Origin of the sequence: Paraburkholderia diazotrophica, from assembly GCF_038900755.1 — a bacterium.
GTDB classification, from domain to species: Bacteria; Pseudomonadota; Gammaproteobacteria; order Burkholderiales; family Burkholderiaceae; genus Paraburkholderia; species Paraburkholderia diazotrophica_A.
The window spans coordinates 229805-254272 of sequence record NZ_JBBPEN010000007.1 but is presented as its reverse complement, the minus strand read 5'-3'; the positions used below and the strand labels follow the sequence as shown (position 1 = coordinate 254272).

Sequence of the window (24468 nt, the reverse complement as noted above, 5' to 3'; positions counted from 1 at the left end):
CGATCCGATGAAAAAGAACCTGCCCATCCTGATCGCGCTCGGCGCGCTGATCGTGCTCGGCCTCGTGCGCTACGAGCACTTTGCGTCCGAGTACAACATCATGTCCTTCTGGCGCTACAACTCGATGTTCGCGCTGATCTCCGTCGGCATGGCCTTCGTGATCATCACGGGCGGGATCGATCTGTCCGTCGGCACGGTCGCGGCGCTGGCGAGCGTCGTGTCGGCGCTGGCGAGTCCATACGGCGGCTGGATCGCGGTCGTCGCGGGCGCGGGTGCGGGACTGATGGTTGGCGTGGTCAACGGCGTCATCATCACGCGAATGAAGATCCTGCCGTTCATCACGACGCTCGCGACGAGCCTCGGCGCGCACGGCCTCGCGCTGCTGCTCGGCAAGAACGACGCGGTGTCGGTTTCGTCGGATACGAACTTCGCGAACTTCGGCCAGGGCGATCTGTTCGGCCTGCCGATTCCCGGCCTGATCGCGCTCGTCGCCGCCGTCGCGGGCTGGCTCGCGCTGCGCAGCACGCGCTTTGGACGGCATTCGCTGGCGATCGGCGGCAGCGAGGAAGCGGCGCGGCTGATGGGCCTGAACGTCAACCGCGCGCTGGTCGCCGTGTATGCGGTGAGCGGCTTGCTGGCGGGGCTGGCGGGCGTGATCCTCGCCGCGCAATTCGGCGCGGGGCAGCCGAACGAAGGCGTCGGCTGGGAGCTGTTCGCGATCTCGGCCGTCGTGCTGGGCGGCACGCTGCTGACGGGCGGCGAAGGATCGATCGCAATGACGATCGCGGGTGTGCTGTTGCTCGGGCTCGTGTTCAACCTGCTGAACTTCGAGAACGGGCTCGGCTATATCAGTCTGTCGGCGTACTGGCAATCGGTGATTCGCGGCGTGTTCCTGCTGCTCGTGATCGTGCTGCAAGCGCGCGTGCTCAAGCAGCGTGCGCACAAGCGCCCGCTCGCAGAAACAGACGCGGGCGCGGGTCCGGCTGCGGGTTGAGATCCGGGTTGATATCCGCTTGAAGTCCGGATTGACGTCCGGGTCTGGCTCCATGCGTCGCCGGCATTCAAACGTGCGTTGGCGAGAGTAAGATCGCGGTTCCCGTCGTTCCCTTTCAGCCCAACGCGCCGCCGTCCCATGCGGCATATCGTCGCCATGCATCACTTTCTGCCGATCCTGCTGCAAATCGCCATCGTCTATCTGGTCGCGCTCGTGAGTCCCGGTCCCAACTTCTTCATGATCATGCAGCTGTCGCTGGCAGGACGGCGCGGGCTCGGCGCGGCGTCGGCGCTGGGCGTCGGCACGGCATCGACGATCTGGGCCTCGCTCGCGATGCTCGGCTTCGCGACCGTGCTACAGCGGATCGACTGGTTATACAACGGCATCCGCATCGCGGGCGCGGTGTATCTGGTGTGGTTCGGCTTCAAGCTGCTGCGTTCGAGCGCAAAGCGCGGCGACGCCGCCGCTGTCGTGGTCGATACGCCGCCCGCAAGCGACCGCGGCGCCTATTTCCGCGCATGGCGCTCGGGCCTGCTCACGTGCCTGACGAACCCGAAGTCGTGCGCGTTCTGGACCAGCGTGTTCGCGACGATGTTTCCCGCGCATCCGCCGACGTGGTTCTATGGCGTCGCGCTCGCGCTGATCGCGACGATGTCGGCGAGCTGGTACAGCAGCGTCGCGCTGATGTTCGCGACGGAGCGCACGCAACGCGGCTATCGGCGCCTGCGCCGGCCGATCGACGGACTGTGCGGCGCGGTGCTCGTCGGGCTCGGCGCGAAGCTCGCGGCGGAAAGCTGACGGCACTCGCGGCGCATCGCGGTTCCAGCTTCGCCAGAAGGGTCAATGCTGCGGTGCGTGATCCGTTTCCGGTATTATCCCGAAATAGCGCTTACCCGCGCCCTGTGGCGCGGCAACCGGCATCCGACGACCGCAGGCAAGCGCCCCTCACGCGGGCGTCGTTCGGTGCCCGCCACGGTGGGCGAGACCTGAAGGGCAACAGCCGCGACGGTCGGCAGCCGGGCACAGGTCCCAGTTCCGTACCACCCCAGCAGTGCGCTCTAGCCGCGCCGCAGTCGTCCGTTCCGGCGAAATCGAACCATAGCGAACGACAGCCGCGCCGGCGCTGGACAGATCTCCGGTTCACCGTCCAACCCGCTGCGGCAATGCCCGGTGTGCTGACGCGGTAAAATAGCGGATTACGCGTCATGCCCATGTCGCTGCGGACACGGGACGATGCATTGCCTTTGCCGTGCCGGCCTCGCTTTTGTGCGGCCGACCTTGTTTTCGCACCATCGAAGAAGCCATGAGCAACCTGAATCCACAAACCGTCCTGAGCGTCCATCACTGGACCGATACGCTTTTCAGCTTCACCTGCACGCGCGATGCGTCGTTCCGCTTCGAGAATGGCCAGTTCACGATGGTCGGCCTCGAAGTCGACGGCAAGCCGCTGATCCGCGCCTACAGCATGGCCAGCGCGAACTACGAAGAGAACCTCGAATTCCTGAGCATCAAGGTGCAGGACGGGCCGCTGACGTCGCGTCTGCAACATCTGAAGGTCGGTGACCAGGTGCTGATCGGCAAGAAGCCGACGGGCACGCTGATGGCCGACAACCTGCTGCCCGGCAAGACGCTGTGGCTGCTGTCGACGGGCACGGGCCTGGCCCCGTTCATGTCGATCATCAAGGACCCGGACGTCTACGACCGCTACGAAAAGGTCGTGCTGACGCATACGTGCCGTTTCGTCGACGAACTGGCATACAAGGAATACATCACGGAGCACCTGCCCGCGCACGAGCACATCGGCGAACTGATCCGCGACAAGCTGGTGTACTACCCGACCGTCACGCGCGAGGCGTTTGCGAACCGCGGCCGCATCACGGATCTGATCGAAACGAAGAAGCTGTTCGAAGACCTCGATCTGCCACATTTCTCACTGGAAAACGACCGCGTGATGCTCTGCGGCAGCCCGCACATGCTGCGCGATACGCGTGAACTGCTCGATAGCATGGGCTTCCAGGAAGGCAGCAACAACAATCCTGGTCATTACGTCGTCGAAAAGGCGTTCGTCGGCTAAACATCTAGCCGCATGAGCGGCGGCGCGACCTCTGGTCGCGGCCGCATGAGCCGCATCACCGGAAACCGGAGCCTTCGCGCTCCGGTTTTTCTTTTGGCGCGCTGCTTTGCTCTCGCCGGACGGCTGACGGATCGCGCGTCACCGCCCGGCAACCGAGTTGGCTATGCGGGTGCGGTTACAAATTCCATGGTGTTCGATCCGCCTTCCATGTAGGTATTTTTCTGACACAAATAATCGCCGACTTGATCCACTGCGTGGAAACTACGCGGGAATCCCTTACAGACAGCCATTTTTTCTTTTTTTAAGATATGATCGCAACGCAGCGCCATTTGACAGACTATTAACAAAACTGTCGTCTTTTTGTTACAGAATGTAAATTTCGTTACGTCGCAGCGTAGCGTTTTTCCGTCGCGGATCGTGCTGCGGCGGACATATCTGGGGATCAGAGTTCGCATGCGTTCTTTCGTCTATGTGCTGTCGGTGTCTGGCTGCCGTTCGTGCCAGTCCGTTTCGTGAGCGGGATCATGGATACGCCGACCGTCGTCCCGATGCATGCGCACGGCTCGGCCGCGCTCGCAGGCGACGCGCAGCAGCAGGAACAGCGTGCGTCCGAGCGTCTCGCGAGCCGTTCCCGCGCCGCCCGCAAGCCTGCCGCCCTGGCCACGCCAGCGGCATCGCGCGATGAGGTCGCGCGTCTGCAGGCGCGCGTGCGAGAACTGGCCGCCGAACTGACGCGCACGCAGGAAGCCACGCGCCGCCAGGTCGCGCACGAACTGCACGACAGCGTCGGCGCGGAGCTGACGGCCGCGCGCTTCGCGCTGGCCGGCGTCGAAACGTGGCTGCCCGCCGACGCGCCGGCGCAATGCGCGGCCGCGCTGGCAACAGCGCAGCGCTCGCTCGACGCCGTGACGGAAGCCGCCCAGCATGCCGTCGGCGACCTGCATGCGCCGACCCTCGACAAAGGCATCATCAACGCGCTGTCGCACTGGACCCACAGCTTCGCCGCGCGCACGGGCCTGCGCATGAGCTTTGTGTGCGCAGCCGATGCGCGCCTCACGCGCCTTTCCGCCGATGCGTCGCTGGCCGTGTTCCGCGTCGCGCAGGAAGCGCTCAACAACGTCGCGAAGCACGCGCGAGCAGCGGGCGCCGACATGCGCATCGAATCCACGCCCACCCATCTGAGCATCGTCGTCAGCGACGACGGCATCGGCATTCCGCCGCACGCAGGCCAGGACGAGCGCCAGTTCGGCCTCGCGGGCATGCGAGCGCGCTGCAATGCGTTCGACGGCGAGTTGCGCATTGGCGCCGGTCCCGCCGGTCGGCAGCGCGGCACCACCGTGCAGGCCCGTTTCGCGTGGAAAGCGCTGCTCGGCAACGCGTCGCGCCCGCGCGCGCGGCGCACTGCGATCCGTCTGTGAATACCGGTATTTCCTCATGAGCTTGCGCATTCTGATTGCCGAAGATCACGCCGTCGTTCGCGAGGGCGTGCGGCAGTTGCTGATCGACCGGGGCGTCGCCGATGACGTCGACGAGGCGCAGACGGGCGCCGAAGCGCTCGCGCATGCGTCGAAGCACGTGTACGACGTGATCCTGCTCGACATCTCGCTGCCGGACATCAATGGCGTCGAGGTGTTGAAGCGGTTGAAGCGTAAGGTGCCGCGCATCCCCGTGCTGATGTTCTCGATGTATCGCGAGGACCAGTACGCGGTGCGCGCGCTGAAGGCGGGCGCGGCCGGCTATCTGTCGAAGACGGTCGACACCGTGCAGATGATCGCCGCGATCCAGCAGGTCGCGGCGGGCCGCAAGTACGTGAGCCCTGCGATGGCGGAAGCGCTCGCCGACTACGTGTCATTCGACGGCGAGCAGATGCCGCACGAAAAGCTCTCGGACCGCGAATACCAGACGCTGTGCATGCTCGCATCGGGCAAGCGGCTGACGGACATTGCGGTTGCGCTGTCGCTGTCGGTGAAGACGGTGAGCGTCTACCGCACGCGGCTGCTCGAAAAGATGAAGCTGCGCAACAACGCCGAACTCACCTTCTATGTGATGAGCAACCGCCTCGTCGACCTGAATCCGGCGATGACCGCCTGAACGACCGCACGCGGACGCAGCGCAACGCAGCGCGACACAACGTCACGCCGCGACCGCACGTCGCGCACGTCTGTTGCGCGGCAGAAAGGGCTCACGAGCGCACTTCCGCTAAAATTGCGGGTTTTCCCCGACATTGGCCGCGCCCACACGCGTGCTTCACAGGAGACCCCGCCAGATGTCCCTTTTTCGCAAGAAGAACGTCGAGCACATGATCGCCGGCGCGCAGGCTGCCGGCCTGAAGAAAGCGCTCGGCGCGCTCGATCTCACCTTTCTCGGCGTCGGCGCCATCATCGGCACCGGCATCTTCGTGCTCACGGGCACGGGTGCCGTGCAGGCCGGCCCCGCGCTGATGCTGTCGTTCATCATCGCGGCCGTCGCGTGCGGCTTCGCGGCGCTCGCCTACGCCGAATTCGCATCGACAATTCCCGTCGCCGGCTCGATCTACACGTATTCATACGCGACGCTCGGCGAACTGGCCGCGTGGATCATCGGCTGGGATCTGATGCTCGAATACGGCCTCGCGACGTCGGCAGTATCGGTCGGCTGGTCCGGCTATCTGCAATCGCTGCTGTCGGGCTTCGGCGTTTCGCTGCCCGTCGCGCTGACGGCCGCGCCCGGCGCGCTGCCCGGCCACGAGACGCTCTTCAACCTGCCCGCCTTCCTCGTGATGATGGCGATCACCACGCTGCTCTCCGTCGGCGTGCGCGAATCGACGCGCGTGAACAACCTGATGGTCGCGATCAAGGTGACGGTCGTGCTGCTGGTGATCGCCGTCGGTGCATTCCACGTGACGCCCGCAAAATGGCATCCGTTCATGCCGAACGGCTGGAACGGCGTGTTCGGCGCGGCAGCCGTGATGTTCTTCGCGTTCATCGGCTTCGACTCGGTGTCGTCGGCGGCGGAAGAAGTGAAGAACCCGAAGCGCGATCTGCCCATCGGCATCATCGCGTCGCTCGGCGTGTGCGCGGTGCTGTACGTCGCCGTGGCCGCCGTCGTGACGGGCATCGTGCCGTCCGCGCAGTTCGCGAACGTCTCGCACCCGGTGTCGTACGCGTTGCAGGTCGCGGGACAGAACTGGGTCGCCGGCTTCATCGATCTCGGCGCCGTGCTCGGCATGCTGACCGTGATTCTCGTGATGGCATACGGCCAGACGCGCGTGATCTTCGCGATGTCGCGCGACGGCCTGTTGCCCGCCGCGCTGTCCAAAGTCCACCCGCGCTTCGCGACGCCGTTCGCGACGACGTGGCTCGTCGGCATCGTCTTCGGTCTGATCGGCGCACTCGTGCCGCTGAACGTGCTGGCCGAGCTGATCAACATCGGCACGCTCGCGGCGTTCTCGATGGTGTCGATCGCCGTGCTCGTCCTGCGCCGCACGCATCCCGATCTGCCGCGCGCGTTCCGCTGCCCGGGCGTGCCCGTCTTGCCGGTGCTCGCCGTCGCATCGTGCCTGTTCCTGATGGTCAACCTGAGCGCCGTCACGTGGATCGCGTTCGTCGTCTGGCTCGTGATCGGCATGCTCGTGTACTTCGGCTACTCGCGCCGTCATTCGAAACTCGCGCACGGTCAGCATTGATTGCATACGCTCGCGCCGCCACAGCAATAAGAAAGGCAAAGGCGCATTGAACAAAACGGCACGCGCGGCGTGCCGTTTTTCATTTCGGGCGTCGTGACGTCAACCAGGCACGCGCGCCGCGCAAGCGCGAGATCCCAGGCGCAACGACGCAAGCGCAATGCAAGCACCTGCACCGCAGCATCTTCTCAAACTCAACGATCTGTCATTCCCTGTGCGGCTCGCCCCATAGCCTGTTACCCTTTTTTGTGTTTTACTTTTCCGCACAAAGATAAAAGCACCAACCGAACCGGACCCTCACAGCAGGCAGGCGGTAGGTAGTGAACGCGGGCCCGAGCCGGTTTTGCCCCATCCGGGGCTCATTCCAAGGGCGTCCCCAAGGAGACAGTTCATGGCGATCAGCATCAGTCTGACGGTGAACGGTTCACCCGTCACCGCGAACGTCGAACCACACACCCTGCTTGTCCAGTTTCTACGCGAACAGTTGCGGCTGACGGGTACGCACGTCGGCTGCGACACAGCACAATGCGGCGCGTGCACGGTTCATCTGAACGGCCGCGCGATCAAGTCCTGCAACATGCTCGCCGTGCAGGCCGAAGGCCAGGAAATCACGACCATCGAAGGACTGTCGAAGAACGGCGAGCTGCATCCGATGCAAGCGGCTTTCCGCGAATGCCACGGCCTGCAGTGCGGCTTCTGCACGCCGGGCATGGTGATGAGCGCGACCGCGCTTGCCGAGGCGAATCCGAACCTCACTGACGACGACGTGCGTCGTCAGCTCGTCGGCAACCTGTGCCGCTGCACGGGCTATCACAATATCGTCAAGGCTGTCATTCAGGGCGCAGCCGGCATGAAAGCCGGCGCGACCGCCTGAGGAGCCCGCCATGAACGCACCCGATACGCAACGCATGGTGGGCATGCCCGTCAAGCGCAAGGAAGACTATCGCTTTCTCACGGGCAACGGCCAGTACACCGACGACATCGTTCTGCCCGGCCAGACTTACGCCGTGTTCCTGCGCTCGCCACATGCGCACGCGCGCATCAAGAGCATCGACACCGAAGCGGCGAAGCAGTCGCCCGGCGTGGTCGCGATCTTCACGGGCGCCGATCTCGCCGCTGAAAACGTTGGCGGACTGCCGTGCGGCTGGCTGATACACAGCGTCGACGGCAAGCCAATGAACGAGCCGCCGCACCCGGTGATTGCGCATACGAAAGTGCGCCACGTCGGCGATCAGGTCGCGCTCGTCATCGCCGATTCGGTGAAAGCGGCGAAAGACGCCGCCGAACTGATCGACGTGATCTACGACGAGCTGCCCGCCGTCGTCGACACTGCGCACGCCGCCGATTCCGGCCAGCCCGCGGTGCATGACGAAGTGCCCGACAACACCTGCTACACGTGGGGCCACGGCGACAAGGCGGCCACGGATGCCGCGTTCGCGAAAGCCCATCACGTGACGACGCTCGATATCGTCAACAACCGCCTCGTGCCGAACGCGATCGAACCGCGCGCAGTCAACGCCAGTTACTCGCAGCAGGACGACAGCTACACCGTCTATGTCGCGAATCAGAACCCGCACGTTGAACGGCTGTTGATGGCGGCGTTCGTGCTGTCGCTGCCGGAATCGAAAGTGCGCGTGGTTGCGCCGGATGTCGGCGGCGGCTTCGGCTCGAAGATTTTCCTCTACGCGGAAGACGTCGCGCTGACGTGGGCCTCGAAGAAAATCCGCCGCCCCGTGAAGTGGACGGCCGAGCGTTCCGAAGCGTTTCTGTCGGACGCGCACGGCCGCGATCACGTGACGAAAGCCGAACTCGCGATGGACGCCGACGGCAAGTTCCTGGCAATGCGCGTGCACACGATCGCGAACATGGGCGCGTATCTGTCGACGTTCGCCTCCAGCGTGCCGACCATCCTCTACGCGACGCTGCTCGCGGGCCAGTACGCGACGCCCGCGATCTACGCCGAAGTGAAAGCGGTGTTCACGAACACGGTGTCCGTCGATGCGTATCGCGGCGCGGGCCGCCCCGAAGCGACGTATGTCGTCGAGCGGCTCGTCGAAACGGCCGCGCGCGAAATGAACATCGAGCCCGCCGAAATCCGCCGGCGCAATTTCATCCGCTCGTTCCCGTATGCGACACCCGTCGGCCTCACCTACGACACGGGCGATTACGAAGCCTGCCTGAGCCGCGCGCTGGAACTCGCGGACGTGAAAGGCTTTGACGCGCGCCGGCAGGCATCGGAAAAGAACGGCAAGCGTCGCGGGCTCGGCTACTCGTGCTACATCGAAGCATGCGGCCTCGCGCCGTCGAACATCGCGGGCGCGCTCGGCGCGCGGGCGGGCCTCTTCGAAGCGGGCGAAGTGCGCGTGCATCCGACAGGCTCCGTCACCGTATTCACGGGCTCGCACAGTCATGGCCAGGGCCACGAGACGACGTTCGCGCAAGTCGTGGCTGACAGGCTCGGCGTGCCGCTCGACAACATCGAGATCGTGCACGGCGACACCGGGCGCATTCCGTTCGGCATGGGCACGTATGGCTCGCGGTCGATTGCAGTCGGCGGCTCGGCGATCATGAAGGCGCTCGACAAGATCGAATCGAAGGCGAAGAAGATCGCCGCGCACTTGCTGGAAGCATCGGCTGATGACATCGAGTTCAAGGACGGCACGTTCCGCGTCGCGGGCACCGACCGCACGAAGACATTCGCCGACGTCTCGCTCGCGGCTTATGTGCCGCACAACTACCCGCTCGACAAGCTCGAGCCGGGCCTAGACGAAAGCGCGTTCTACGATCCGTCGAACTTCACGTATCCATCGGGCGCGTATATCTGCGAAGTCGAAGTGGACGTCGATACGGGCGAGACGCGCATCGAGCGCTTCACGGCCGTCGACGACTTCGGCAACGTGATCAATCCGATGATCGTCGAAGGACAGGTGCACGGCGGTCTTGGCCAGGGCATCGGGCAGGCGATGCTTGAGCGCTGCGTGTACGACAACGAAAGCGGTCAGCTGCTGTCCGGTTCGTACATGGACTACGCGATGCCGAAAGCGTCCGATCTGCCGTCGTTCACCGTCGAGACCGCGAAAGGCACGCCGTGCACGCACAATCCGCTCGGCGTGAAGGGCTGCGGCGAAGCGGGCGCGATCGGTTCGCCGCCTGCCGTGATCAACGCGATCATCGATGCGCTCGCGCCGCTCGGCGTCAAGGACCTGCAGATGCCTGCCACGCCGCATCGAGTGTGGTCCGCGATTCACGCTGCGCAAAACGCGCAGGCACGTCCATAAGCGCTCACAGCGGAGGCCAACATGTATTCGTATTCATTCGACTATCAACGCGCAGCCGATCCGAAGAGCGCCGTATCCGCGCTGACCGCCGACAGCGAGGCGAAGTTTCTGGCGGGCGGACAAAGCCTGTTGCCGACAATGCGTCTGCGTCTCGCGCAGCCGTCGAAGCTGATCGACGTCACGCGCATTCCGCAGTTGAAGGAGATTCGCGTCGAGCCGCAGAAGGTGACGATCGGCGCGGCCGTCTGTCATGCGGACGTGGCGAACGACGCGGACATGCAGCGCGTGTTGCCAGCGCTGGCGCTGCTCGCCGGCGATATCGGCGACCGGCAGGTGCGCGCGCTTGGCACGATCGGCGGATCTATCGCGAACAACGATCCCGCAGCGGATTATCCCGCTGCCGTGCTCGGGCTCGATGGAACCGTCGTGACGGACCGGCGCAGCATTCCGGCCGCCGACTTTTTCGTCGGCATGTACGAGACCGCGTTGCACGCGGATGAACTGATCGTCGCCGTCGAGTTTCCCGTGCCGGAAAAAGCGGCGTATGAGAAGTTCAAGAATCCCGCATCGCACTTCGCGCTGACGGGCGTGTTCGTCGCGAAGACGGCGGGCGGCGTACGCGTCGCGATCACGGGCGCGGCGCCCTCGGTGTTCCGCTCGGCCGAGCTGGAGAACGCGCTGAACGCGAACTTCACCGAAGCGGCCGCGCGCGGCGTGACGATCGCGCCCGACGACCTCAACACCGATCTGCACGCGAGCGCCGAATATCGCGCGCATCTGATACCGGTGCTGACGGCGCGCGCGGTGCGAACGGCGTTGAGCTAGCGGGCGAGTGATGCCGCAAAGCGTTTGAGCATGCGTAGGCCCGGCGCGTCCGGGCCATTTCGTCTATCGGCGTCGTTTGTTTTTATTCATGCGAGCCGACGCGTCCGGGAGAACCATGCAGCCTGCTTCGATCGACGAAACACTCGCGCTGCTCACGCGCCAAGGCTATTACGCAAGCCGCGACCTCGCGACCGCTCTCTATCTCGCGTTGCGCATGGAGCGGCCGCTTTTCGTCGAAGGCGAGCCGGGCGTCGGCAAGACGGAACTGGCGAAGGCGGGAGCGGGCATGCTCGGCACGTCGATGCTGCGGCTGCAATGCTACGAAGGGCTCGATACGGCGAGCGCGTTGTACGAGTGGGACTATCCGCGGCAGATCATGGCGCTGCGCCTCGCTGAAGCCGCCGGCGAAAAGCCCGACAACAGCACGCTGTATCGCGGCGAATTCTTGCTGAAGCGCCCTCTGCTCCAGGCGCTGTTGCCCGACGAAAACCATCCGGGTGCGCGGCGCGTGCTGTTGATCGACGAGATCGACCGCGCCGACGAACCGTTCGAAGCGTTCTTGCTCGAACTGCTGTCGGACTTCCAGGTATCGATTCCCGAATATGGCACCGTGCGAGCCGAGCATCCGCCCCTCGTCGTGATGACGTCGAATCGCACGCGCGAAGTGCACGATGCGTTGAAGCGCCGCTGCCTGTATCAATGGATCGGTTATCCCGAGCGCGAACGCGAACTGGCGATCGTCGCCGCGCGCGCGCCGGAAACGGGCGAAGCGCTGCAACGCCGTGCCGTCGATTTCGTGCATCGTCTGCGCGGGATGGATCTGTTCAAGGCGCCCGGCATTGCTGAAACGATCGACTGGTGCCGCGCGCTCGCGGCGCTCAGCGTGACGGAACTCGATCCGCAATCGGTGCAAAACACGCTGGGCGTGCTGCTGAAGTATCAGGACGATCTCGCGCGTTTCGACGCCGCGCAGATCCAGCAATGTCTCGAAGCGACGGAGTAGCGTCGATGATGCCCGACTGCGATACCGGCTCACCGACGCTCGCGCGCAACGTCGTGCACTTCGTGCGGCTGTTGCGCGGCGCGGGCCTGCCGATGTCGCCGGCGCAGGCCGTCGATGCGCTCGAAGCGCTGCGCTTTATCGAACTCGATCGCCGCGACGATGTGCGCGCGGCGCTCGCTGCATTGCTCGTGCGTGCGCCCGACGAGCGCGAGCTCTTCAATGCCGCGTTCGATCTCTTCTGGCGCGATCCCGATTGGGAAGGCAAGCTGCGCGCGCTGCTGTTACCCAAAGTGACGAGCGGCGTGCCGCCGCCGAAGCGCAATAACCGGCTCGCCGATGCGCTCGCCGTGCATCACGCGAACCAGCACAAGCAGGCCGCGCAAGCCGACGACAAGGACAAGCTCGAACTGCACGCGCACGTGACGTTCAGCGCCGAAGAGCGCTTGCGTCATCGCGATTTCGACACGCTCACAGCGGACGAATGGCGCACGCTGCGCCATCTGATTCGCGCACAGCGTTTGCCGCTCGGGATGGAGCCGACGCGTCGATTGAAAGCGGCGTCGCACGGCACGCATGCCGATCTGCGCGCAAGCGCGCGGCATGCGGTGCGCGCGGGCGGCGACTGGACCGTATGGAAGTATCGCGCCGTCGTCGCGCGCAAGCCGCCGCTCGTGTTGCTGCTCGACATTTCGGGCTCGATGAGCAGTTATTCGCGCGCCGTGCTTTACTTCTGTCATGCGCTCTTGCAATCGCGCGAACGCTTGCAGGTGTTCCTGTTCGGCACGCGTCTCACGAACGCGACGCGCGCGCTGAAGGAACGCGACCCCGATGTGGCGATTGCGGCACTCGCGGATCAGGTCGTCGACTGGTCGGGCGGCACGCGGATCGGCGCGGCGCTCGCCGAATTCAACCGGCGCTGGGCACGCAGAGTGCTGACGGGCAGAGCGACCGTGCTGCTCGTCACCGATGGCCTCGATCACGAAGCGATCGACGTGCTCGAAACCGAAATGGCCCGCTTGCGCCGCTTTGCGCATCGGATCGTGTGGCTCAATCCGCTGCTGCGGTACAGCGAGTTTGCGCCGAAAGCGCGCGGCGTCCAGGCGATGTTGCCGTTCGTCGATGTCCACAAGCCTGTTCACAATCTCGACAGCCTGGCTGCGTTCGGCCGCGATCTCGCGCAATTGACGCGCGCGCCCCGCGATACCGCGCGCGCCGCCCTATCTGGAGGAGCAACGTCATGGAGCTGACCGAAACCTACACGCTGCCGGTACCGCAGCAACGGGCATGGGACGCGCTGAACGACACGGAGATCCTGCGCGCGTCGATTCCCGGCTGCGACAGCATCGAGCCCGATGGCGACAATGCGTACGCCGTCGCGTTAAGCGCGGCCGTCGGTCCCGTGAAAGCGCGCTTCAAGGGCCGCATGGAACTCACCGATATCGACGCGCCTCACACCTATACGATCGTGTTCGAAGGCCAGGGCGGCGCTGCGGGCTTCGGCAAAGGCCAGACGCACGTGACGCTCGAACCCGACGGCGACGACGCAACGAAGCTCACCTATACGGCCCAGGCACAGGTCGGCGGCAAGCTCGCGCAGATCGGCTCGCGGCTCGTCGACGGCGCGGCGCGCAAGCTCGCGGGCGAGTTCTTCAGACGCTTCGGCGAGCAGGTGACGGGCGGCAGTGGCGCGGCGCAAGCACAAACCGGCGACTCGGGCGACACTGTAAGTGAAGCCGCTGACGGTGAAGCTGCCGGTAGTGGCGGTGCCGAAGGCGAAGAACCGAAGAGGAAGAAATCATGGACAGCGTGGATCTCGAAGTCCTGAAGAGCAGCGCGCGCTGGCTCGACCAGGGACATCGCGCGCTTCTCGTGACGGTGGTGAAGACGTGGGGCTCGTCGCCGCGTCCCGAGGGCGCGATGCTCGTCGTGCGCGACGATGGCGCGGTGGTCGGCTCCGTGTCGGGCGGCTGTATCGAAGACGATCTGATCGATCGCGTGCGCCAGCGCGGCATCGAGCAGACGAAACCCGAAGCAGTGAAGTACGGCATCACGGCAGAAGAAGCGCATCGTTTCGGCTTGCCGTGTGGCGGCACGATTCAGCTCGTGCTCGAACCGTTGACGAAAGCGAGCGGGATCGCGGAACTGTATGAAGCCGTCGAAGCGGGGCGTCTCGTTGCGCGCACGCTCGATATGGAAACGGGCGTTGCGAGCCTGGGGCCCGCGCAGGCCACCGATGGCGTCGACTTCGACGACAAACGCCTGCTGACGATCCACGGCCCGCGTTACCGGATGCTCGTGATCGGCGCGGGGCAACTGTCGCGCTATCTGTGCAATATCGCGGTGGGGCTCGATTATCAGGTGACGGTGTGCGATCCGCGCGAAGAGTACACGGATGAATGGGACGTGCCGGGGACGAAAGTAGTCCGCACGATGCCTGACGATACGGTGCTGGACATGAAGCTCGATGAGCGCTGCGCGGTGATTGCGCTCACACACGACCCAAAGCTCGACGACCTTGCGCTGATGGAGGCCTTGAAAACACCCGCGTTTTATGTCGGCGCTTTGGGCTCGCGGCGCAATAACGCGGCGCGGCGCGAACGTCTCAAGGAGTTCGATCTAACCGAAAACGAACTCGCGCGGCTGCATGGACCTGTCGGGATTTATATCGGCAGCAGGACGCCGCCTGAAATCGCCGTGTCGATTCTTGCCGAAGTGACGGCGGCGAAGAATGGCGTATCGCTGCCGACCTTGCTGCAAGTCGAAGGCGCCAAGGCCGCGCGTGAAATCGCGGCAAACGGCGGAGCGACTTGTAGTATTCCGGATTAGTTTTTTGCTACGCATGGCCGCGAGATAGGGTGTCGCTCGCGGTCTATTTCTTTTCCCCGGCATCGGCCATTCGGCTGCGTGTCGCCGGGTCGCCCTGATCCCTAGCATCGAATTTTTGCGGACCGTCGATGCGAGCTTCGCGCTCGCGCCGCAACGGGTCCGCAGCCGTCATTATTCCCTTGACGGAATATTCCTTGGGAGCTATATTTTCGATGCCATGGGACGTTGAGTACACCGATGCATTTCGGGCCTGGTGGGAAGGGTTGCGAGAGGCCGAACAGGAGTCCGTCGACGCGACGGTCCGCTTGCTGGAAGAATGCGGTCCGGCTTTGTCCTTCCCGCATTCGAGCCGTATCGTTCGCTCGCAGTTCGGCAATCTGCGCGAGTTGAGAATTCAACATCGCGGCAGACCGTATCGCGTGCTGTACGCGTTCGACCCACGGCGCGTCGCCATTCTGCTCGCTGGCGGCGACAAGTCAGGGCATGACCGTTGGTACGAACAGAACGTCCCGCGAGCGGAAATTCTTTATCGGTTGCATCTCATGCAGCTAGCGCATGGAGAAACAAGAGATGGCGAGAAAATTTGAAGAACTGCGGGCAAGCATGTCGCCTGAATCGCGCGCCCGCGCAAAGGCACTGGCGAGCAAACTTCGCGCCGCAATGCCTCTGCACGAACTGCGTCATGCACGCGGTCTGTCGCAGGAAGCACTCGCGAAGCGGCTCAACATCAAGCAACCGAGCATTGCGAAACTCGAACAGCGCACGGATATGTACATTTCGACGCTTCGCGATCATATTCGCGCGCTCGGCGGCGAACTTGAAATCATCGCGCGCTTTCCTGAAGGTGAGGTGCGGATCACGAACTTCGCGCAACTCGACGAACCCGTGCGCGAGCCCGCTCAAGACGACTAAGCGGGCGCGACGAACAAGCGCCCACGCGTCACATCAACCCGCACACCACAACCGCCACAATCGATCCGAACACCAGCACAACGCCTACCGTCCGCCGCCGGTTCAACTCCGTCCACAGCAGCACGCCCGTCAGCGACAGCAGAATGAGACTGCCCGCGATGGTATCGACGAGCAATACCCAACCAATGCTCATTCCCACGCCCTTGTGCAGGTTGTTCATCGTGCCAAGAAGCGAGTTCTGCGTGCGTTTCACCGACACGAAGCCATTGCCTACCCAGTACTCGGCCTGCACGTTCTGATGCGGACCGGCAACGCCCACCTGCCAGAATTCCGGCTGCACGGCGCTATGGTCGCCCCAGGCGACAGGATGCGCCGGCTCGCGGCGCGGCTTGCCCGGCTTGCCGTCGATATGCAGTTCGTCCTTCAGCCAGCGCGCCATATCGGTGGGCGACTTGAAGCCGCGCTGTGGCAGCGCGATCTGCAACTGCTCGACCTGCGGCTCACCCGACGACACTTTCAGCGGGCCGCCGCGATGATTCAGCAGAAACCCGGTCGTGCCGAACAGCAAGCCGAGCACGGCGCCCCATAGGCCGATCCAGCCGTGCACCTTGCGCAGCCACTTGATGAAGTTCGCGCGCCGCGAGCGGTGGCGCCGCGTGGCAAGTTGGCGTCCATCGGGTGCACGCTTGCAGGCATGACACCGGCACGCGCAGCAGGCTTCAGTTCGATCGATTCGGGCGCGTTCAAGTCGGCTCCTGGCAAAACGGGTCGTGCGTTGCCGGCACGCGGCAGCGCGTTCAATTGCAAACGGAGTGTGTCGTTCCGGACGGGAAAGACGGATGCCCGGCGCGTATGCGCTCACCGTCCGTCAGACGGCGGCAGCGAATACGCGGGACGAAGCAGGGCGATCATCGGAAGGCTGGCTAGCGATCACCGAGGAGAAAGATGACGAAAAGCTGGCGACGCCTTTCCAATGAGAATGACTATCATTACATAGAAAGGCGTTTTTCTCAATCGCGTGGATTGCGCGCGAGTCACGCGAGTCGCGCGAGTCATACGGGCCAGAGCGGCCCTTCCTGCATCGCGCCGATCTGCTCGCGCAATTCGAGAATGCGATCTTCCCAGTAGCGCTGCGTGTTGAACCACGGAAACGCGACGGGAAACGCGGGATCGTCCCAACGGCGCGCAAGCCACGCCGAGTAGTGGATCAGCCTCAACGTCCGCAACGCTTCGATCAGATGCAATTCGCGCTGATCGAACTCGCAGAAATCTTCATAGCCCGCGAGCAGATCGGTGAGCGCGCGCGACGCTTCTTTTCGCTCGCCCGGCAGCAGCAGCCAAAGATCCTGAATGGCAGGGCCCATCCGGCTGTCGTCGAAATCGACGAAATGCGGGCCGGCGTCCGTCCACAGCACGTTGCTCGGATGGCAATCGCCGTGCATGCGGATGTGCCGCACATCGCCCGCCGCTTCGAATGCGCGCTCGACGCCCTCCAGCGCGAGATCGACCGCCGCTTTCCACGCGGCGCGCACATCGGCGGGCACGAAGCCTTGCGCGAGCAGATACTTGCGCGGCTCGTAACCAAAGGTGTGAATGTCGAGCACAGGACGCGCCGCATAGTTCACCGTCTGACCGACCGCGTGAATGCGCCCGATAAAGCGGCCCAGCCATTCGAGCGTGTCTTTGCGATCGAGGTCGGGCGCGCGGCCGCCGCGTCGTTCGAAGATGGAGAAGCGAAAACCGTCGAACGTGTGCAGCGTGCGGCCATCGAACGCACGCGCGGGCACGGCGGGAATTTCACGAGCAGCCAGTTCGGCGACGAACGCGTGTTCTTCGAGAATCGCCTGGTCGATCCAGCGCTCGGGGCGGTAGAACTTCGCAACGACGGGCGGCCCGTCCTCGACGCCCACCTGATAGACGCGATTCTCGTAACTGTTGAGCGGCAGCATGCGCCCGTCGGTACGCACGCCGATGGTATCGAGCACGCTATCGAGCGCATCGAGCACGACTTCCGGCGTGAGCCGGGCGAAGGGAACGGCGTGGCCGTCCTGCGGAAATGGAGTGTCTTCGATCATGCCCGCATTGTGCGCCGTGCCGCGCGCAAAGACGAGCGCCGAGACAGGCATGAGCGCAACGGGTGCCGCGCCACACGCCTCGCGCGGCCGCGCATCGCTACAAACGTAAAGTCGTGAGTCAGTCGCCCGCGATCAATGTATCTGCGCGCCTGCGGGGCGGACGAATTCGCCCGTATCGATCAGATCCTCGAGGAAAAAGGGTTCCGTGTTCAGCTGCTTCGACGTTCCTGGCTCGCCGGCGTACCACGCCACCATTGCCATGTCGCCCAGGATGCGCATCACGATTCCGCGCGCGCCTTGTGGCACGGCGATATGCACGGATCGAACAATAGAACCGACTTGCATGATATTTCCCCGTCCTCCCTATTGCCGGCTTGTTCGGGACTGCGCCGGTCAATGTGCTGATAAAAGCGCTGCAACATGCGAAAGGTTGCACGCGCACCTGATTCGAAAAACGAAGCGCTCCTCCGAGCCTTCGCATCGGAAACCCCGATGCGAACCGGAGTCCATTGTTGCCTGTTTGGGCACTTTGGCAAAGTAAAAAGTAACGCCTCGCGAGGCCGCCGTTCGGTCAATTCGACTTACGAAACCCTGACTGTAACCTCTCGTAACAGGGTCATCATAAACCGCGCCGCACAGGCGTCTCAAAAATGTCGATGTAAGCTACGATACGCGTTATATTCCTGTCGCGCACGCCCGGCCGGGCTGTCGTTCGCGCAACGCTCGCTGCCACCAGAAGCAGCCGCTCCACGCCCTCACCGGACCGCACCTTTTCATGTGGATCGTTCGTCTCGCGCTGCGGCGCCCCTACACGTTCGTCGTCCTCGCGCTGTTGCTGCTGATCATCGGCCCGTTGACGATCCTGCGCACGCCTACCGATATCTTCCCGAACATCGACATCCCGGTGCTGTCCGTCATCTGGACATATAACGGGCTGCCCGCCGACGAGATGGAACGGCGCATCGTGTTGAACTACGAGCGCGGGCTGTCCGTCGCGGTGAACGATATCGAGCACGTCGAATCGACTTCGCTTAACGGCATCGCTGTCGTCAAGATCTTCTTCCAGCCGCACGCGAACATCAGCGAGGCGCTCGCCCAGGTCACGGCACTGTCGCAATCGCAACTGCGCTCGCTGCCGCCCGGCATCACGCCGCCGTTCATCCTCCGCTACAACGCATCGACGGTGCCCATTCTGCGGCTCTCGCTGTCGTCGCCGTCGCTCACCGAACAGGAGCTGTTCGACTACGGTAACAACTTCCTGAAGACACAGCTCGCAACGGTCCCCGGCGCATCGGCACCATTGCCTTATGGCGGCAAGCAGCGGCAGATCATGGTCGACATCGACTCGCGCAAGCTTCAGGAGCGCAACCTGTCGCCGATGGACGTCGTGAACTCGATCACCGCGCAAAACCTGATCGTGCCGACGGGCACCGCGAAAATCGGCTCGACCGAATACTCGGTGCAGATGAATTCGAGCCCGGATTCGCTCGCCGGTCTCAACAACATCCCGATCAAGTCGGGGCCGAACGGCACGATCTATATCCGCGATGTCGCGCATGTGCGCGACGGTTATCAGCCGCAAACGAACATCGTGCGCGTGAACGGCCAGCGCGCTTCGCTGCTGACGATCAACAAGAGCGGCAACACGTCGACGCTCGAGATCGTCGATCGCATCAAGAGCATGATGCCGGCGCTGCACAATCTCGTGCCCGAGTCGCTGAACATCGACCCCGTCGCGGATCAGTCGCTGTTCGTGCGCGCATCGGTGCAGGGCGTGCTGCGCGAAGCGCTGATCGCCGCGTGCCTGACGGGCCTGATGATCCTGCTGTTCCTCGGCAACTGGCGCGCGACGCTGATCATCGCCGTGTCGATTCCGCTGTCGATGATCACGTCGATCATCGCGCTCTCGGCGCTCGGCGAGACGATCAACATCATGACGCTCGGCGGGCTCGCGCTAGCCGTCGGCATTCTCGTCGACGACGCGACCGTTGCAATCGAGAACATCAGTCATCAGCTCGAACAGGGCAAGAACCTCGAACAGGCGATTCTCGACGGCGCGCATCAGATCGCGATTCCAACGCTCGTGTCCACGCTGTCGATCTGCATCGTGTTCGTGCCGATGTTCCTGCTGACGGGCGTCGCGCACTACCTGTTCATTCCGCTCGCGGAAGCCGTCGTGTTCGCGATGCTCGCGTCGTACTTCTTCTCGCGGACGCTCGTGCCGACGCTCGCGAAGTATCTGCTGCGCTATCACCACCGGCCCGCCGACTTCCATCATTCGAACACGCGCAATCCGTTCATGCGCATTCACCTCGCGTTCGAGCGCGGCTTCGCGAGCGTACGCGAGCGCTATCGCGACTTTCTCGTTGCGCGCGTCGCGCGGCCCGGCATCTTCGTGACGGTCTTTCTGTTGTGCTGCGGCCTGTCGCTTCTGCTGATGCCGTTCCTTGGCCGCGACTTCTTCCCTTCCGTCGATGCCGGCACGATCGCGTTGCATCTGCGCGCGAAAACGGGCATGCGCGTCGAGGAAACGGCCGTGGTCACGGATCGCGTCGACACGCGCATCCGCCAGTTGATTCCGCCGCGCGAACTGCATTCGATCATCGACAACATCGGCTTGCCCGTCTCCGGTATCAACCTGTCGTACAGCAACACGGGCACGATCGGCACATCGGATGCGGACGTGCTGATCAGCCTGAACCCGGATCATCATCCGACAGCCCAATACGTGCGCAAGCTGCGCCGCACGCTCACCGACGAATTCCCCGGCGTGCAGTTCGCGTTCCTGCCCGCCGACATCGTTAGTCAGACGTTGAATTTCGGCATGCCGTCGCCGATCGACATTCAGATCGTCGGCCGCGACGTGCAGGGCAATCGCGCGTTCGCCGCGATGCTGCTCGACAAGTTGCGCGCAATACCCGGCCTCGCCGACGCGCGCATCCAACAGCCTTCGGACCTGCCGCGCATCTTCGTCGACATCGACCGCACGCGCGCGCAACAGGCGGGTTTCTCGCAACGCGACATCGCGAGCAATCTGCTGATCACGCTGTCCGGCAGCCAGCAGACGACGCCGACGTTCTGGCTTAATCCGCGCAACGGCGTGAGCTACAACGTGATCACGGAAGCGCCGCAATACACGATGGATTCGCTGCAATCGCTCGCCAACATTCCGCTGAACGCGAACGGCCACACGAACATTCTCGGCGCGCTGTCGACGATGCGGCGCACGTCGGGCAACGCCGTGCTCACGCACTACAACGCGCAGACCACGATCGACATCTACGGCACCGCCGACGGCCGCGATCTCGGCGCGGTGTCCGACGACATCGAGAAAGCGATCGCCGAAACCAGGGCGCAACTGCCGAAGGGCTCGACGATCGAACTGCGCGGCCAGGTGCAGACGATGAACGATTCGTTCTCCGGGCTGTTTGCGGGCCTGGTGTTCGCGATCGTGCTCGTGTATCTGCTGATCGTCGTGAATTTCCAGTCGTGGCTCGATCCGTTCATCATCGTTACGGGCTTGCCAGGCGCGCTGGCGGGCATCGTGTGGATGCTGTTCCTCACGCACACCACGCTGTCGATTCCCGCACTGACGGGCGCGATCATGTGTATCGGTATCGCGACGGCGAACTCGATTCTCGTCGTCAGCTTCGCGCGCGAGCAGTTGCTCGAACATGGCGACGCGACACGCGCCGCGATCGAAGCGGGCTTCACGCGCTTTCGCCCCGTGCTGATGACGGCGCTGGCGATGGTGATCGGCATGGTGCCGATGGCGATCGGCCTCGGCGAAGGCGGCGAGCAGAATGCGCCGCTCGGGCGCGCGGTAATCGGCGGCCTCGCCATCGGCACCCTCGCGACGCTGGTGTTCGTGCCTGTGGTCTTTTCGATGATTTATCGACGGCTGTCGGACCGGCGCGCACGCGCGGCCGCGCACGTCATCCACCGACCGCAGTGATGCGGCCGCAGCCATAACAACGATGCACAAGCACAGGATCTGGAGTGCCGATGGAAGGGAAACGTCCTGATGAGTCCGCGCCGCACGGGGAAGGCCCGCGCGCCTCATCGAAACGCTCACGCTGGATCGCGGCAGGCGCGGCCATCGTCGTGCTCGCGCTCGCGGCGCAGGGCATCTGGTCGCGACACGACGCGCAGGCCGCGCTCGAACGCGACGCGCAGCATGCCGCGCAACTGAGCGTCGAAGTCGTGCGGCCGCAGAAGTCGACGGCGGCGCTCGACCTCGTGCTGCCCGGCAACGTGCAGGCGTTTCTCGACACGCCGATCTACGCACGCACCAACGGCTATCTGAAGAAGTGGTACGCCGACATCGGCGCGCGCGTGAAAGCGGGACAACTGCTCGCGGAAATCGACACGCCCGAAGTCGACGATCAGTTGAAGGCCGCGCGCGCCGATCTCGCGAACGCCGAAGCAAATTACGCGCTCGCGAAAAGCACCGCCGAGCGCTGGACGGAGATGCTGAAGAGCAATTCCGTCTCGAAGCAGGAAACCGACGAAAAGGTCGGCGATATGCTCGCGAAGAAAGGCACGCTCGATGCCGCGCGTTTCAACGTCTCGCGGCTCGAAAAGACGCAGTCGTTCCAGAAGGTCTACGCGCCGTTCGACGGCATCGTGACGGCGCGCAACGTCGATGTCGGCGCGCTGATCGACGCGGGCAGCGCGGGCGGTCCCGCGAAAGAGCTGTTCCATGTCGCGCAGGCGGACAAGCTGCGCGTCTACGTGAACTTGCCGCAGGCCTACGCGCAGGAAGTGAAGGCGCGGCAGACCGCGTATCTGACGCTGACGGAATCGCCAGCGAAGCATTATCCCGGCACGGTCGCGCGCGCGTCGGGCGCCGTCGATCCGCAGCAGCGCACGATGCTCGTCGAAGTGGACGTCGACAACAGTAGCGGCGATCTGCTGCCGGGCGCGTACGCGCAGGTCCATTTCGCGCTGGGCGCGCAGGCCGCGCCGTTCACGCTGCCGGGCAACGCGTTTCTGTTCCGCCCCGACGGCGTGAAAGTCGCGACCGTCGACGCGCAGCAGCACGTGAAGCTCGTCAAGGTCGCGCTCGGCACCGACTACGGCACGCGTGTCGCCGTCGCATCGGGTCTGAAAGGCGACGAGCTGGTGATCCTGAATCCGCAGGACTCGATCGTCGATGGGGCAACGGTGCGCGTCGTGCATCCGAAGGCGGGCAGCGCTGCCGGTGCGTCGGGTGCATCGGGTGCGGGCGAGCAGACGGCTAAGGCGCAAGAATGAACGCGCGGCGCATCCGTCTTCGTTCAACGCTTCTCGTGCTTGCGGGCGCGAGCCTCGTCGCCGCATGCACGATGGGGCCCGACTACAAGCGGCCCGCCACCGCCACGGCCGCCACGTACAAGGAACTCGAAGGCAGCGGCTGGAAGAACGCGCAGCCCGCCGACACGCAGATTCGCGGCGCCTGGTGGGAGGTCTACGACGATCCCGCGCTGAACGCGCTCGAACAGCAGGTCGCGAGCGCGAACCAGAACGTGCAGGCCGCGCAGGCCCGCTTTCGCGCGGCGCGCGCGCAGGTCGCGCAGTTCCGCTCGCAGTTCTTCCCCGTCGTCACTGCAAGCGGCAGCTATTCACGCGCGCGCTCGTCGGAGAACGTGAAGTTCAAATCGTCGGCGGGCAGGACGCTCGACGACTGGATCGTCGGCGCGGACGCGACATGGGAGCCCGATCTGTGGGGCCGCGTGTCGCGCAGCGTCGAAGGCGCGAAGGCGAGCGCGCAGGCCAGCGCCGCCGATGCGCAAAGCGCGCTGCTGTCGATGCAGGCCGAACTCGCGACCGATTACTTCGAACTGCGCGGCATCGACCGCGAGCGGCAACTGCTCGACGACGCGATCTCCGCGTACAAGGAAGCTGTCGAGCTCACGCAAAACCGCTACAAAGGCGGCATCGCCACCGATGCCGACGTCGCCCAGGCGCAAACGCAATTGCGCACGACGCAGGCGCAATCGATCGATCTCGGCGTGCAGCGCGCGCAACTCGAACACGCAATCGCGATACTCATCGGCCAGACGCCATCGACGTTCTCGATGCCCGTCGCGCCGCTCGTCGCCGTGCCGGTAATCGCACCCGTCGGCGTGCCGTCGGCGCTGCTCGAACGGCGGCCCGACATCGCCGCCGCAGAACGGCATGTCGTCGATCTGAACGCGCAGATCGGCGTCGCGACGGCGGCGTATTTTCCGAATCTGATCCTGTCGGTGACGGGCGGACTGGAAGCGACCAACTTCAGCCAGTGGCTGCTTGCGCCGAGCCGCTTCTGGTCGCTCGGGCCGACGCTCGCGGGCACGCTGCTCGACTTCGGCGCGCGCGCAGCGCAAAAGGAGCAAGCGCAGGCGAACTACGACGAAGGCGTCGCGCAGTATCGGCAAACGGTGCTCACGGCGTTCGGCCAGGTCGAGGACAACATCGCCGCACTGCGGGTACTCGAACAGGAAGCGCAGGCGCAGGACGACGCCGTCGCGGCGGCGGAACGATCGCTCGCGATCGTCACGAACCGCTACAAGAACGGCGCGATCACGTATCTCGACGTCGTCGTCGCGCAGACGACAGCGCTCACCAACGAGCGCGAAGCCGTCTCGATCGCGCGCCGCCGGATGGCCGCGAGCGTCGCGCTGGTGAAGGCGCTCGGCGGCGGCTGGGACGCGTCGGCGCTGCCCACCGACGAGCAGCTCACGCATCCCGATGCCGCCGGCCAGCCCGCAAGCGCGCCGGACGCGCCAACCGTGGCGCCCAGCTAACGCGCGTTCAAGACGGGAACCACACTGCCCGACTCGACGACGCCGACTGCTCA

21 protein-coding genes and 1 pseudogene are annotated in these 24468 nt (G+C 64.4%); 18 read left to right on the top strand and 4 right to left on the bottom strand.

Annotated features, from left to right (window positions below; all coding sequences use genetic code 11):
- Window positions 1–7 precede the first annotated feature (7 nt).
- From AABE10_RS22650 to AABE10_RS22640, 3 genes are all read left to right on the top strand, one after another.
- On the top strand, window positions 8–994 hold the full coding sequence (locus AABE10_RS22650) for an ABC transporter permease (RefSeq protein ID WP_342935470.1): 987 nt from the start codon (window positions 8–10) through the stop codon (window positions 992–994).
- Between the two features lie 156 nt (window positions 995–1150).
- Window positions 1151–1792 (top strand): LysE family translocator, encoded by a 642-nt coding sequence (locus AABE10_RS22645; RefSeq protein ID WP_342935612.1) that lies wholly within the window; start codon window positions 1151–1153, stop codon window positions 1790–1792.
- Between the two features lie 505 nt (window positions 1793–2297).
- Entirely contained in the window at window positions 2298–3068 is a 771-nt protein-coding gene (locus AABE10_RS22640; protein ID WP_342935469.1) for a ferredoxin--NADP reductase, read from the top strand.
- Window positions 3069–3229: 161 nt separating this feature from the next.
- On the opposite strand, the gene AABE10_RS22635 is transcribed toward AABE10_RS22640, so the two are convergent.
- Window positions 3230–3523: a hypothetical protein gene (locus AABE10_RS22635; RefSeq protein WP_342935468.1), complete on the bottom strand. Its 294-nt coding sequence runs from the start codon at window positions 3521–3523 to the stop codon at window positions 3230–3232.
- 69 nt (window positions 3524–3592) lie between these two features.
- On the opposite strand from AABE10_RS22635, the gene AABE10_RS22630 reads away from it, so the two are divergent.
- From AABE10_RS22630 to AABE10_RS22575, 12 genes are all read left to right on the top strand, one after another.
- On the top strand, window positions 3593–4486 hold the full coding sequence (locus AABE10_RS22630) for a sensor histidine kinase (RefSeq protein ID WP_342935467.1): 894 nt from the start codon (window positions 3593–3595) through the stop codon (window positions 4484–4486).
- Window positions 4487–4502: 16 nt separating this feature from the next.
- Window positions 4503–5159 (top strand): response regulator transcription factor RqpR, encoded by a 657-nt coding sequence (rqpR, locus tag AABE10_RS22625; RefSeq protein ID WP_342935466.1) that lies wholly within the window; start codon window positions 4503–4505, stop codon window positions 5157–5159.
- Window positions 5160–5334: 175 nt separating this feature from the next.
- A complete protein-coding gene (locus AABE10_RS22620) occupies window positions 5335–6732 on the top strand; it encodes an amino acid permease (protein ID WP_342935465.1) in 1398 nt (465 codons plus the stop codon).
- Window positions 6733–7120: 388 nt separating this feature from the next.
- A complete protein-coding gene (locus AABE10_RS22615) occupies window positions 7121–7603 on the top strand; it encodes a (2Fe-2S)-binding protein (protein ID WP_342935464.1) in 483 nt (160 codons plus the stop codon).
- Window positions 7604–7613: 10 nt separating this feature from the next.
- Entirely contained in the window at window positions 7614–10007 is a 2394-nt protein-coding gene (locus tag AABE10_RS22610; RefSeq protein ID WP_342935463.1) for a xanthine dehydrogenase family protein molybdopterin-binding subunit, read from the top strand.
- A gap of 21 nt (window positions 10008–10028) precedes the next feature.
- Window positions 10029–10832, top strand: coding sequence for a xanthine dehydrogenase family protein subunit M (locus tag AABE10_RS22605; protein ID WP_342935462.1), 804 nt, complete (start codon window positions 10029–10031; stop codon window positions 10830–10832).
- Window positions 10833–10947: 115 nt separating this feature from the next.
- Window positions 10948–11835, top strand: a complete 888-nt coding sequence (locus tag AABE10_RS22600) for a MoxR family ATPase (RefSeq protein ID WP_342935461.1) — start codon at window positions 10948–10950, stop codon at window positions 11833–11835.
- 5 nt (window positions 11836–11840) lie between these two features.
- Window positions 11841–13082 carry a VWA domain-containing protein gene (locus AABE10_RS22595; protein WP_342935460.1) on the top strand — a complete coding sequence of 414 codons (1242 nt, stop codon included), beginning with the start codon at window positions 11841–11843 and terminating at the stop codon, window positions 13080–13082.
- Window positions 13073–13660, top strand: coding sequence for a carbon monoxide dehydrogenase subunit G (locus tag AABE10_RS22590; RefSeq protein WP_342935459.1), 588 nt, complete (start codon window positions 13073–13075; stop codon window positions 13658–13660). Before AABE10_RS22595 ends, AABE10_RS22590 begins: the two co-directional genes overlap by 10 nt.
- Entirely contained in the window at window positions 13633–14661 is a 1029-nt protein-coding gene (locus AABE10_RS22585) for an XdhC family protein (RefSeq protein WP_342935458.1), read from the top strand. The genes AABE10_RS22590 and AABE10_RS22585 overlap by 28 nt, the downstream gene beginning before the upstream one ends.
- Window positions 14662–14873: 212 nt before the next feature.
- Window positions 14874–15248 carry a type II toxin-antitoxin system RelE/ParE family toxin gene (locus AABE10_RS22580; protein ID WP_342935611.1) on the top strand — a complete coding sequence of 125 codons (375 nt, stop codon included), beginning with the start codon at window positions 14874–14876 and terminating at the stop codon, window positions 15246–15248.
- The gene (locus tag AABE10_RS22575; RefSeq protein WP_342935457.1) at window positions 15232–15573 is read left to right on the top strand and encodes an XRE family transcriptional regulator; all 342 of its coding nucleotides are present in this window, start codon (window positions 15232–15234) and stop codon (window positions 15571–15573) included. The genes AABE10_RS22580 and AABE10_RS22575 overlap by 17 nt, the downstream gene beginning before the upstream one ends.
- Before the next feature lie 28 nt (window positions 15574–15601).
- Here the strand turns inward: AABE10_RS22575 and AABE10_RS22570 are convergent.
- The 3 genes and pseudogenes from AABE10_RS22570 to AABE10_RS22560 all read right to left on the bottom strand — a co-directional run bounded on the left by AABE10_RS22570 (window position 15602) and on the right by AABE10_RS22560 (window position 17993).
- Window positions 15602–16320 (bottom strand): annotated as a pseudogene (locus AABE10_RS22570) (PepSY-associated TM helix domain-containing protein).
- A 305-nt stretch (window positions 16321–16625) separates the two neighbouring features.
- Entirely contained in the window at window positions 16626–17648 is a 1023-nt protein-coding gene (locus AABE10_RS22565) for a serine/threonine protein kinase (protein WP_342935610.1), read from the bottom strand.
- Between the two features lie 132 nt (window positions 17649–17780).
- Window positions 17781–17993: a hypothetical protein gene (locus tag AABE10_RS22560; protein WP_087732196.1), complete on the bottom strand. Its 213-nt coding sequence runs from the start codon at window positions 17991–17993 to the stop codon at window positions 17781–17783.
- A 430-nt stretch (window positions 17994–18423) separates the two neighbouring features.
- Here AABE10_RS22560 and AABE10_RS22555 point away from each other — a divergent pair, with 430 nt between their 5' ends.
- The 3 genes from AABE10_RS22555 to AABE10_RS22545 are packed head-to-tail and all read left to right on the top strand — an operon-like array spanning window position 18424 to window position 24415.
- Entirely contained in the window at window positions 18424–21603 is a 3180-nt protein-coding gene (locus AABE10_RS22555; protein WP_342935456.1) for an efflux RND transporter permease subunit, read from the top strand.
- Between the two features lie 50 nt (window positions 21604–21653).
- Window positions 21654–22904 (top strand): efflux RND transporter periplasmic adaptor subunit, encoded by a 1251-nt coding sequence (locus tag AABE10_RS22550; protein WP_342935455.1) that lies wholly within the window; start codon window positions 21654–21656, stop codon window positions 22902–22904.
- Entirely contained in the window at window positions 22901–24415 is a 1515-nt protein-coding gene (locus AABE10_RS22545; RefSeq protein WP_342935454.1) for an efflux transporter outer membrane subunit, read from the top strand. The genes AABE10_RS22550 and AABE10_RS22545 overlap by 4 nt, the downstream gene beginning before the upstream one ends.
- Window positions 24416–24468 lie beyond the last annotated feature (53 nt).

Excerpts from the sequence above, each read along its gene's own strand:
- AABE10_RS22650 (WP_342935470.1), top strand. The coding sequence starts at position 8 with ATGAAAAAGAACCTGCCCATCCTGATCGCGCTCGGCGCGCTGATCGTG.
- AABE10_RS22645 (WP_342935612.1), top strand. The coding sequence starts at position 1,151 with ATGCATCACTTTCTGCCGATCCTGCTGCAAATCGCCATCGTCTATCTG.
- AABE10_RS22640 (WP_342935469.1), top strand. The coding sequence starts at position 2,298 with ATGAGCAACCTGAATCCACAAACCGTCCTGAGCGTCCATCACTGGACC.
- AABE10_RS22635 (WP_342935468.1), bottom strand. The coding sequence starts at position 3,523 with ATGCGAACTCTGATCCCCAGATATGTCCGCCGCAGCACGATCCGCGAC.
- AABE10_RS22630 (WP_342935467.1), top strand. The coding sequence starts at position 3,593 with ATGGATACGCCGACCGTCGTCCCGATGCATGCGCACGGCTCGGCCGCG.
- rqpR (WP_342935466.1), top strand. The coding sequence starts at position 4,503 with ATGAGCTTGCGCATTCTGATTGCCGAAGATCACGCCGTCGTTCGCGAG.
- AABE10_RS22620 (WP_342935465.1), top strand. The coding sequence starts at position 5,335 with ATGTCCCTTTTTCGCAAGAAGAACGTCGAGCACATGATCGCCGGCGCG.
- AABE10_RS22615 (WP_342935464.1), top strand. The coding sequence starts at position 7,121 with ATGGCGATCAGCATCAGTCTGACGGTGAACGGTTCACCCGTCACCGCG.
- AABE10_RS22610 (WP_342935463.1), top strand. The coding sequence starts at position 7,614 with ATGAACGCACCCGATACGCAACGCATGGTGGGCATGCCCGTCAAGCGC.
- AABE10_RS22605 (WP_342935462.1), top strand. The coding sequence starts at position 10,029 with ATGTATTCGTATTCATTCGACTATCAACGCGCAGCCGATCCGAAGAGC.
- AABE10_RS22600 (WP_342935461.1), top strand. The coding sequence starts at position 10,948 with ATGCAGCCTGCTTCGATCGACGAAACACTCGCGCTGCTCACGCGCCAA.
- AABE10_RS22595 (WP_342935460.1), top strand. The coding sequence starts at position 11,841 with ATGATGCCCGACTGCGATACCGGCTCACCGACGCTCGCGCGCAACGTC.
- AABE10_RS22590 (WP_342935459.1), top strand. The coding sequence starts at position 13,073 with ATGGAGCTGACCGAAACCTACACGCTGCCGGTACCGCAGCAACGGGCA.
- AABE10_RS22585 (WP_342935458.1), top strand. The coding sequence starts at position 13,633 with ATGGACAGCGTGGATCTCGAAGTCCTGAAGAGCAGCGCGCGCTGGCTC.
- AABE10_RS22580 (WP_342935611.1), top strand. The coding sequence starts at position 14,874 with ATGCCATGGGACGTTGAGTACACCGATGCATTTCGGGCCTGGTGGGAA.
- AABE10_RS22575 (WP_342935457.1), top strand. The coding sequence starts at position 15,232 with ATGGCGAGAAAATTTGAAGAACTGCGGGCAAGCATGTCGCCTGAATCG.
- AABE10_RS22565 (WP_342935610.1), bottom strand. The coding sequence starts at position 17,648 with ATGATCGAAGACACTCCATTTCCGCAGGACGGCCACGCCGTTCCCTTC.
- AABE10_RS22560 (WP_087732196.1), bottom strand. The coding sequence starts at position 17,993 with ATGCAAGTCGGTTCTATTGTTCGATCCGTGCATATCGCCGTGCCACAA.
- AABE10_RS22555 (WP_342935456.1), top strand. The coding sequence starts at position 18,424 with ATGTGGATCGTTCGTCTCGCGCTGCGGCGCCCCTACACGTTCGTCGTC.
- AABE10_RS22550 (WP_342935455.1), top strand. The coding sequence starts at position 21,654 with ATGGAAGGGAAACGTCCTGATGAGTCCGCGCCGCACGGGGAAGGCCCG.
- AABE10_RS22545 (WP_342935454.1), top strand. The coding sequence starts at position 22,901 with ATGAACGCGCGGCGCATCCGTCTTCGTTCAACGCTTCTCGTGCTTGCG.